This is a genomic window from Paenisporosarcina sp. P4_E4_2 (assembly GCF_056401595.1).
The window spans coordinates 1-1,958 of the sequence record NZ_JBFUJC010000457.1; the positions used below are offsets into that span (position 1 = coordinate 1).

Below are 1,958 nucleotides of genomic sequence, written 5' to 3' on the forward strand. Positions count from 1 at the left end.
GCATATACAGAGAAAACGAACCGCCATTATCATCAATTTGATTCCAATGCTATGGGTTGCGGGTCTTGGCGTATTACTGTTGATGGTTAATTTTTCATGAAGACCTTATAAAACGTTTGCAGCTATTGTTCTATACTAAAAATAGTAGTAACTTAACAGAAACAAATACAAAAGGGGTTATCACATRAAGCATCTCTCAGAAGGATTCGTTCCTGTTACAGGAGGAAATGTTTATTATCGAAAGACAGGGGATGGACCTGGAGTTCCACTGCTGGTTTTACATGGGGGACCAGGCGGAATGAGCCGGGAATCTGATCCGCTTAGAGAACTGGGTGACGACAGACCGGTCATTCATTATGACCAATTGGGATGTGGAAATTCAGATCGTCCGGAAGATCTTTCATTATGGACGGTTGAACGCTATGTGGAAGAATTAGCTCAAGTGAGAGAAGCTCTTGGATTGGATGAAGTGCATATTCTCGGACATTCATGGGGAACCATGCTTGCCGCTGCATACCTTCTTGAACAACCGAAAGGCGTTAAAAGTGTTATTTTCTCAAGCCCGTGTCTTAATTCAAGCATGTGGGAACGCGACCAGCGCGAATACTTGAAACAGTTACCTCAAGAATTACAGGATATCATCGAAAGAAGCGAACGGGAGAATACAACTGATTCAGCAGAGTACCATCAAGCGATGATTCAATTTTATGAGGGACATGTCTGCAGATTGTTGCCTTGGCCTGAAGAACTTCTGGCAAATATGTCGAAAAGCAATCATCAAATCTATGGCTACATGTGGGGCGCGTCAGAATTTACAGTGACAGGAACATTAAAAAGCTTTGATGTCACCGATAGATTGCATGAAATCTACATGCCAAGCCTCTTTACGTGTGGACGCTATGATGAAGCAACACCGAATACAACGGAATACTATTCGAGATTAGTTCCAGATTCCGAGTTTCATGTATTCGAAAACAGCTCTCATATGCCAGGAGTTGAAGAGCCTCAAGAATATTCAAAAGTAGTAAGAGCGTTTTTAAACAGTCAGGCAAAATAAGCACAAAAAATCCCTCCAATCAGTAAATGATTGGAGGGATTTAATATTTTCTATCGTTTGATACAGAAAATCTTACATTTTGCCTTCTTTAATCCAAAGCCAATTACGAAAGGCACCAAATATCGAAACGAATAACAGTGCGCCAAGCAAAATTAAATAAACAATTAAGCGATTGTTTTCTTTGATTTCTTCCAAATGTAGTCCAAACCACAATAACAGTCCTAAAAATAACACCCACATAAGAATGTTCGGTCCGATTAACAGTAATCTTAATCCTTTGTCGTTCGGATTTTTTTTATCTTCCATTTCAACATCATCCTTCCTTTGCCGAATTCGGTGAATCTCAGAAAAGATTCAACACTTTAATATTAAAAAGTATAACCCATATCCAACTTCAGAGCATTTGAAATTCTAGTAGCAAAGGTTTTCGTGAAAATACAATAAGAAGAAATCTTTTGTCAGATTTCTGAAAGGTATGTTTCAAAAATAAAGGATTTCATACTTGTAAAATCGAAAAGGAAGTACATAACCAGATTTGAAGGCGCATGTTTTTAGTGAAAAGGAAGGACGAACATAGATGACATATGAATTGAAAACGAAGGAAACTGACCGCAGTGTAATTGAGTTCATTGAAGGAGTGGATCATCCGAAAAAGCGGGAAGATGCATACAAATTGCTCGACATCTTCACAGAAGCTTCAGGCTATGAGGCGAAAATGTGGGGACCAAGCATAATTGGATTCGGTAGTTACCATTATAAATATCCGACAGGACATGAAGGTGATGCCCCTCTCGTAGGATTTTCACCACGCAAAGCGAAAATCAGCTTGTACTTTGCGACGGGTGATACCGAACGTGAGCAGCTGCTCGAAAAGTTTGGCAAACACACGTCAGGAAAAGCT

The 1,958-nt window shown here is 39.7% G+C and carries 3 protein-coding genes; 2 read left to right on the forward strand and 1 reads right to left on the reverse strand.

What is annotated here, in order from left to right; translation table 11 throughout:
• Window positions 1-184: 184 nt before the first annotated feature.
• The gene (locus tag AC1DSB_RS18595; RefSeq protein ID WP_477531136.1) at window positions 185-1,057 is read left to right on the forward strand and encodes a proline iminopeptidase-family hydrolase; all 873 of its coding nucleotides are present in this window, start codon (window positions 185-187) and stop codon (window positions 1,055-1,057) included.
• 72 nt (window positions 1,058-1,129) lie between these two features.
• Here AC1DSB_RS18595 and AC1DSB_RS18600 read toward each other — a convergent pair whose 3' ends face one another.
• Window positions 1,130-1,363, reverse strand: a complete 234-nt coding sequence (locus tag AC1DSB_RS18600; protein WP_342542565.1) for a hypothetical protein — start codon at window positions 1,361-1,363, stop codon at window positions 1,130-1,132.
• 271 nt (window positions 1,364-1,634) lie between these two features.
• Between AC1DSB_RS18600 and AC1DSB_RS18605 the strand changes: the two genes are divergently transcribed.
• A partial coding sequence (locus AC1DSB_RS18605) for a DUF1801 domain-containing protein (RefSeq protein WP_477587340.1) occupies window positions 1,635-1,958 on the forward strand: 324 nt, incomplete at its 3' end.

What these genes read in the sequence shown, in the direction of transcription:
- AC1DSB_RS18600 (WP_342542565.1), bottom strand. Translation starts at nt 1,363, where the DNA reads ATGGAAGATAAAAAAAATCCGAACGACAAAGGATTAAGATTACTGTTA.